Source organism: Streptomyces sp. NPDC041108 (assembly GCF_055592645.1).
The window spans coordinates 83,672-91,792 of the sequence record NZ_JBVIYK010000022.1 but is presented as its reverse complement, the minus strand read 5'-3'; the positions used below and the strand labels follow the sequence as shown (position 1 = coordinate 91,792).

At 67.1% G+C, this 8,121-nt stretch carries 3 protein-coding genes and 1 pseudogene; 3 read left to right on the top strand and 1 reads right to left on the bottom strand.

Annotated features, from left to right (window positions below; translation table 11 throughout):
- The first annotated feature begins 534 nt into the window (after positions 1–534).
- The 3 genes and pseudogenes from ACZ6BB_RS37790 (at position 535) to ACZ6BB_RS37780 (ending at position 4,305) form a co-directional block, all read left to right on the top strand.
- Positions 535–1,389, top strand: coding sequence for a hypothetical protein (locus tag ACZ6BB_RS37790; protein ID WP_471619641.1), 855 nt, complete (start codon positions 535–537; stop codon positions 1,387–1,389).
- A 436-nt stretch (positions 1,390–1,825) separates the two neighbouring features.
- Positions 1,826–2,397 (top strand): annotated as a pseudogene (locus ACZ6BB_RS37785) (IS6 family transposase); the annotation flags it as partial.
- 1,212 nt (positions 2,398–3,609) lie between these two features.
- A complete protein-coding gene (locus tag ACZ6BB_RS37780) occupies positions 3,610–4,305 on the top strand; it encodes a hypothetical protein (RefSeq protein WP_471619640.1) in 696 nt (231 codons plus the stop codon).
- A gap of 279 nt (positions 4,306–4,584) precedes the next feature.
- Here the strand turns inward: ACZ6BB_RS37780 and ACZ6BB_RS37775 are convergent, their stop codons facing one another.
- Positions 4,585–7,623, bottom strand: a complete 3,039-nt coding sequence (locus ACZ6BB_RS37775; protein WP_471619639.1) for an MGH1-like glycoside hydrolase domain-containing protein — start codon at positions 7,621–7,623, stop codon at positions 4,585–4,587.
- Positions 7,624–8,121: the final 498 nt, after the last annotated feature.

Below are 8,121 nucleotides of genomic sequence, written 5' to 3'. Positions count from 1 at the left end.
CTGCGCGATCTGGCACAACCGCACCATCGGCGCACCCATCACCAGGTCCCTGACCGCCTACGACCACTGAGCCACATCGGAACTAATCATCTAGGCCGTACGCGTGCTGTGAGGCCAACACGCGAGGTGGTCTTCTATCTGCTTTCTTGTATCTGGCTACTGTCGTCTGGGGGGCGACGATAAGGAGGTTCGATTGCGACGGGTCCATCGTGTGCTGCTGGCCGGGCCGTTGCTGGTGTGCTGTCTGGCTGTCGCTGCTTGCAATGGCGACAACGGTAAAAACGAGCCGTCGGCGAGCCCATCGTCGAAAGCCACCACCGAGACCAGCGCACCAGAGACCGACGGGCCATCCCCGACTGACGCCCCTACAGATCCCTACGAACCGCCTCCGACCGAGGGCCCTGAAGACCCGGCCCCGACGGACGGCGGTGGTGACCCCAACGTGCCGGTACCCCCTCCTCCTACCAGTGAGAAGCCGCCTACGGACGGCGGTGGTGTTCCTAGCGGCGGGATCACACCCGGCGTCGCCCGCTCGTGAGACTTCCACCAGACACGCAGGAGAGCTCCCGGCGGGGCGACCCGACCGCGATCCTGAAGCTTGTTGTCGCGGAGGCGTCGTTCATCGCGGCGCTGATGTTTTACGTGGGACTCATCTACACCTACCGGTACTACAACAACTTCCATATCTCCCCTTCGTCTCTGGGTTTTGGGTTTTCCGAGTATGTGGTCGAGAGTCTGCAAGTGCTCTCACGCTCGGTCCTCGTCGCCATCGTCGCCGTGCTTCTGCTCACGAGTGCACCGCACTTCATCAGGCGTCTGCCACTGACCAGCCGCATCAGGCGGCGTACGGCCACGGTGTGGGGCGCAGTGGCCGGGCAGTATTGGTTGGTCGTGGCGGCCGGCCTTGTGCTCTTCCTGATGTGGCCGCGAATCGAGGCCTACTGGGCTGCCCCGGCCACGGTGGGCGCAGGTTTGCTGATGGGGCAGAGCAGAGCCGCGCTGCATGGCAGGGGACAGGGGCTGATGGAGAGGGCGGTACCGCTCTTTGCCGCTCTGGCGTTCCTGCTTCTGGCCATCACCTTGATTGCGGCACAGCTCGGCGATCGCGAAGCAAAGTCGGCAGCCCACCATGTCGTCCGCTGGCCCGGGATCGTCCTCTTCAGCACTGAGCGTCTGAGCCTGACCGGCCCGCCCGGCCTCAAGGTCGATGATCTCGGTCCGGCCACACATCTGCGCTACCGCTACAGAGGGCTGCGCCTGCTCATCGAGCGAAACGGCCGCTACTATGTGGTTCCCGTCGGATGGAATGCCATGACCGACTCCGTTTATATCTTCCGTGAAAGTGACACGACACGGATCGAGCTGACACCGGGCCTCCGATGGGCATAGGGCAGCTTCGTCTCCGGGATCTCGATGCGTGAGGGGTGTTCGTCGGCCGTACCCGTCACTGATCCGGCGGGGCCTGGCGCAGCGTCAGGCGTGCTCGGATCGCCGGTGCGATGACGGGATCCGGCTGGACGCTAGCGGGGAATGCGAGGACTGCGGCTACGTGCTCCACATCCCGCCTGTCCGCGGGCGAAGATCGCGGCGGAGGTCGACCGGAAGCTGCCCGGTCTGAGCGAGGGCGAGCGCCGCCGGGCCCTCGAGGAGCGGCTGCGTGAGCAGGCGGCCATCGAGGCGGAGGGCCTCGTGCGGCGTCGGGAGCAGGCCCGCCCTGGTACCGCCCGTGCGGCTGTCGGGAAGCGCGCACTGTCACGTTGGTTGACCGGTGGGATGATCTTCGGATCGATCAGGCTGGGAGGGGTCGTCCGTGGGGAGTGCGTCGCTGTCGTACAAGGGCACCGGTACCCGATCGAGGTCATCTCCCACTGTGGTGGCTGTACCACCGTTTCCCGCTGTCGTTCCGGGAGGTCGAGGAGCTGATGCTCGAGCGCGGGATCGTCGTCTCCTACGAGACGGTCCGCCGCTGGTGCGGCAAGTTCGGGCAGGCCTACGCCAGCGCGCTGCGCCGCAGGCAGCCGAAGCCCGGCGACAAGTGGCACCTGGACGAGGTCTTCATCAAGATCAACGGCGAGCAGCGGTAGCTGTGGCGGGCGGTCGACCAGGACGAGCACGTCCTCGACATCCTCGTGCAGAACCGGCAGGACAACGCCGCGGCCAGACGCTTCTTCCGCAGACTGCTCACAAAGACCGCACGGTGCCCAGGGTGATCATCACCGACAGGCTCCGCTCCTAGGGCGCGGCCCACCGCGAGGTCATGCCCTCGGTCGAGCACCGCTGTCACAAGGGGCTGAACAACCGGGCGGAGAACAGCCACCAGCCCACCAGGCAGCGCGAACGCCCGATGAAACGCTTCCGCCGTACCGGCTCTGCAGCGGACCCTGTCCGCGTTCAGCTGCATCTCACCCCACTTCCGCCCCCGACGCCACCTGATGCCCGCACACCACTACCCAGCCGAGATGACCGTCCGCTTCACCATCTGGGAGCAGATCACCGGCGCCCCCGACCTGCCCACCACGGCCTTAGCACAGCCCGGAACCGGGCCCCACCACTCCACGACGCACCATCAGACACTTACCCGCCCAACAACGTGACAGCGCCGTACTCGGCACTGACCGAGCTGTACGGGGCAGCGGGTTCGCCGTCGTTGGACCACTTGGTCTTCGCTGCCGCTCGGGAGGGGGGCACGGTCTCGCGCTCGGCGCTGCACAACCCCCTGCGAGGGCGCGCAGCGCGGCCGGCGGCGGGGCAGGTCGCCGGGTCGGTGCCGTACAGGATCGGGTTCGGCGTGTGCTTGCGGACTTCTTCCGGTAGAGGGTCACGTCGTAGCCGTGCTCGGTCTCCTCGACGGCGGCGAGGTCGAGGGCGATCAGCTCGGAGAAGCGGCCCGCCGTGGCGAAGCCGATCAGCACGAGGGCGGCGTTCCGCTTCCCGGCGAGGGTGGTCCGGTCGCCGCTGGCGTCATCTCGAGTGTCGAGCGGGCGACAGGCATGTGAGGCATGTATCTCTCAGCGCACCGTGCCTGGCAGGTATCTACGGGTTGTTCAGGCACGTACGGCATGTTCGCAACGTGGGAACCGATCCCCGACGCTGCCCGTCAGCGTCGAGCCTGAACCGCTCCCGTCCCCCAGCGCGTCCATACGGGCACCTGACACCGTGGAGCCGCTGCACCATGAGCACATCTGAACCGCCAACCTGGCCGCACTGCGCACACGGCGCAGACCCTGCTGCCGACCCCGTTGCTTGTCGCGGCATCCACGTCTCCGGCCACCGCGCGCCTCGCCCACCTGTCCGACGCCGACCGTGACGCCTGCCTGGCGGCCCTGACTCCCGGCGCCAGCATCGACCACCGGGGCACAACTCTTCACCGAGTCCCTCCTCAACGCCTTACTCAACCTCCGTAACCCCGCAACCGGTCACCCCGACTTCGGCGACGCCGAGTTCGAGTCGGCGACCTTCAATGGTGCGAAAGGCGCCGCCAAGTTCGGGTCGGCTACCTTCGAGCGGGACGCCGGGTTCCGGTCGGCGGCCTTCGTGAAGGCTGACCAGTTCGAGCCTTTGGTGTGTACTGGGCAGGTTGTGCTGTCCGGCTCGAGGTTCGGCGGCCCGGTGACCCTCTCGTTCGCTGCGCGCCGTCTGGAGTGCCGTCGCACTCGCTGGTCATCGACAGCGGAGATCCGCCTGCGCTATGCCACGGTGGACTTCGCTCATGCGGTGTTCGAGTACCCCCTCACGATCGCCGCCGAGCCGGATCCGTTCGTGCTCACCGACGGCCGACAGCTCGCCGAAGATCCCTTTCCGAGCCCTCCCGACCCTGGGGTGTGGGTGGCGTCGCTGCGTGGGGTGGATGCGGCCCATCTGGTCCTGGCCGACCTCGATCTGTCGGGATGTCTGTTCGCCGGCACCGTGCACTTGGACCAGCTCTGCTTGGAGGGGGCCTGCACTTTCGATACGGCCCCGCCTGCCGTGGGCTGGAGACGCTGGCTGCCTGTGCGGTTCACCGAGCGCCGCGTCCTGGCCGAGGAACACCACTGGCGCGCCGGCCAGCCGGGGGCGATGCGGGGCTGGAACGTGGCGGTGCTCGGCGCCGGGCGGACGGGGCTGTTGCAGCTGGCACCGGTGTATCGGGCGCTACGCAAGGCCTTCGAGGATGGAAAGCACGAGCCGGGGGCGGCGGACTTCTACTACGGGGAGATGGAGATGCGCCGCCACGCCGACGACATCCCCCACAGTCAACGGGGGCTGCTGACCGCGTACTGGGCGCTGTCCGGCTACGGCCTGCGCGCCTCCCGGGCTCTGGCCTGACGCCGTCCCTGTCTGACCGTTGCGCCGGTCAGTGCGCGGCCCCGGGACACGTTCTCGGGGCCCCACTTACTTCACGGAATCGATTGCATGACGGATCTCAAGTCTCCTGCGGAATTCCGAGACGGGATCGTGAGGGGCGTCCGTGCTCTCGCAGCCTCCGGAGGGCCGGAGGCCTGAAGGGGCGCGGGGAACCGGGCGTGGCTGGAGGGCGGGAAAGAGAAGTCCGCCGCGCCCCGGAGGGAACGCGGCGGTCTTCAGGTCACGAGCCGGCCGGCCCGGTCACTCAGTGAACGGCGTGGACCCGTCCTCTGCGGTGATGCGCCACAGTTGGTCGGCCGTGCCGTTGTCGTCCCATTGCAGGGCCGGCGCTCCGGAGGACGTGGACATTCCGTCGATCCCCAGTACCAGGCCGCTGTTCTTGTTGACGAGCTTGGCGTAGCCGCCACCGGCGTCGACGATCGACCACAGGTGGTCGGCGGTCAGCGTGTCCCCCCACTGCAGCGCCGCCGCGCCGGCGGTCGTGGACGCTCCCTTGACGCCGAGGACCTGTCCGCTGTTGGTGTTGAAGATCTTGTAGTAGCCGTTCTCGGCCGGGACGATCTTCCACCAGTGGTTGGCGCTGTCACTGGCGCTCTGCTGCTGTACGGCACCTCCGGCGACGATCGAGGAACCGGTGATCCCGAGCTCCAGGTGGCTGTTCTTGTTGACGATCTTCACTCGCGGTGTCTCCGGGTACCAGGACTCCAGCTCGGTGACGCCGACGAACTTGCCAGCCTGGGGGGTGAAGACCACCCGGAACTGGGAGGTCGTGATCGCCGGGAAGGTCACCTCGTTGGCGTTGTTCGCGACCGGCGCCGCAGGGCTCTTCGTCTGGCCCGGGACGTCCACCCACGCCCCGTCCTTGAGGTACTGGACGGTGTAGCTCGCCGGGACACGGATGTTCGCGCCGTCGTCGTAGGTGTAGAGCTTCACCTCGTTGATCTTGCGTGGCGCGCCGAAGTCGACGCCGAGGTGGTCGGTGGCGTTCGGCGAGCCGGAGTTGGTCCACCGGTCGTCGGGGATCTTGTCGTAGCGGATCCAGCCGTCGGTGGCCCGCAGCGGGGCGTCGAAGGTGGTCGGCTTGCAGGCCTGGCCGCTGTGGCAGTGCGGGCCGTTGGAGACGGTGTTGGTGTAGGAGGCGAAGGCCTTCGGGTAGGGCTGTGTGACGGTGCGGCCCAGCCAGTTCTGCTCGGCGGTGAGCGGGTTGGCCGCCACGTTCATCAGTCGCGGGGCCGGCGCCGGGGTGACGGGGGCGGCCACGTTCACGGTGGTGTTGCCGACCGTCGAGGACTGGTGGATGCGGACGCCGTCCTGGAAGATCTGCAGCCCGCTGCCCTTGCCGTAGTGCGTGCCGTCCCGGTCCCAGCGGATCGAGTAGGTGTGGCCGTGGTATGGGAGGCTCTCGACCGCGAAGTAGTCCCAGCCCGAGGGGACCAGCGGCTTGAGCACCAGCGTGTTGTTCGCCTGCGGCTTGATGCCCAGCAGACCGGTGAGGACCAGGTCGTTGAAGCTGGAGTGGTTGTAGTGCTCGCTGAAGTTGAACCCGTCGTAGATCCAGTCGCCGGTGTCACCGTTGGCGGCCTCGGCGATGTAGGGCTTGCCGTCCTTGTGCTGGAGGTCGGCGAACTGGGCCAGCATCGTCTGGTAGTCGGCCTTGGTGACGAAGCTCTGCGCGGGGTAGTCCTGGAGCAGGTTCGCGAGGCCGGTCAGGACCTGGCTGGTCTGGAACGGCCAGCTCGGACCGTTCCAGTGGCAGCAGTTGGCGTCGTCGCGCTTCTGCTGGGCGGGTATCGCCTGGTAGTTGAAGTACGGGTTCGCGGTGATCCGGTCGATCTCGGCGAAGCTCGTGCCCTTGGCGAACCTCAGCGTGTTGGCCCCGGCCTTCAGGGGGACCTGCACGGTCACGGACTGCGACTCGGAGAACTTCTGCCAGGCCCCGGTGGGCGCGTAGCTGACCGTGATGGGGTTCGCGGTGTCGTCGTTCACGATCAGCTTGTGGGTCGACGTGCCGGAGGTGCCGTTGGCGTAGTGCACGGTCACGGGGTAGGTCCCGGCGCCGGGTGCGTCCACGGTGAAGGTGACGTAGCTGTCGTCATAGTCGATCTTGCCGACGTACTTGCCGTTGGAGGCGGTGGACCCGCTGAAGACGGTGGCGTGGTTGACGGTGGCCTGCTCGGCCTCGAAGTCGTGCACCCGCTCCAGTGTCGTGGGCCCGAACGGCGCCTTGAACCGCTTGGGGTCGTTCAGGTACTTCCACGCCGACGAGTACTGCGCGTCGGGGAGGTTGAAGGCCCAGGGGGCGTAGCCCATGAGCTCCCGCCAGGTCGTCCTGGTCTGCTTCAGGGTGCCGTTGGTGGCGTCGGTGTTGTAGACCTGCATGAAGAAGTTGCGCTGCGGGTCCCACAGTGAGTTCTGTACGGCTGACTTGAGCTGTGCGGCCTTGGCGTCGTAGTCGTTCGCGGTCGCCGTGTCGCCGTTCATGGTGGCGATCTTGCTGATCGCCTGGGCGGCGGCGTACATGTACGCGTTGATGGTGGGCCGGTAGCCGCGGCCGCCGCTGAACCAGTTGCTGCTGTGCATCGACGTCTCGGTGTACTCCGTGGCGTCGGACAGCGGGCTCTGGTGGTACAGGTCGCTGGTGGACTGCGTGCCGTTGACCGTGATGTCGTTGTCGAAGTTGGAGTCCCACCGCTTGTACAGCGCGATGAGATGCGGGAGCGCCGACTTGATCTGCGCGGCATCCCCGGTGACGAGGTACCGCTGGTAGGCGGCGCTCGTGATCCACTCGCTAAAGCTCCGGACACCCGAGTTGCCCGCCCCGCGCAGCCAGAAGTCCAGGTAGTCACCCGCGTAGTCGCGGTTGTGCAGCCAGCGGCCGTCCAGCAGGTGGTAGCCGGTGGCGTCCGGGAGCGCGGTGTACGGGTTCCCGGCGTAGCCGATCGGGACGTCGTACTCGGTCGACACGTACCCGGTGCCCGGCACCGTGTAGCGCAGCGCACGCTTGAAGGTGCTCCACCGGTAGTAGTAGACGTCGTCGATGTCGTTGTCGGGTGTGTCGAGGAACGGGATGTTGTCCTTGTACCACTTCGGCTCGTCGAGCTGGTTGGCCGCGAGGATCGCGTCCTTGTCCAGCGCGACGGCGTTGGGGTCGTCGGCGGCCTGGGCGGACGTCGCACCCGGCCCGGCGGACAGCAGACTGATGGACAACACCGAGCCGCACAGGGCGGCAAGGGCGCGGCGGCTACTTCTGCGGCGCTTGCGCATAAATGTGTCCTCCATTGGGCACTCATGCGGCGTCTCGAACGTTCGAAATAGCGAACACTGTTCGATATTCTGCGAGAAGGTAGTTACGGCTGCGGCTGAAAGTCAATGGGTCGCGTAAACGTGATGCACAGAACTGAAATTAACGGCGTGACGGAGTCCAGGGGGCATAGCCGTCCACACACCTCCACCTTGTTGGACCTCGGCGGCCCAGGTCCCGAGGACGGTGGCGACCCCGGTGTCGTACGGGAGAAGGCGCCCGGCACCGACGGCGACTCAGAACCGGTCACCGCCGTCCGCCTCGCCCCCTCCCACCGGGCACACGTGGCTGCAATGTCACGGCGGGTGTTGCTCTCGGGGCGCGAGGGGCTGGTGGGACCGGGGGAAACACCGCGCGCCCGACCATGACCGGTCCGCCCGCCGCCGTCACCTGGGCGGCCGATGGCCTGGGTGGAAGGCATGGGTGCGTGACGTGGACACTGCCGGAGCCGATTCTGGCCACCCCTTGCCTGATCC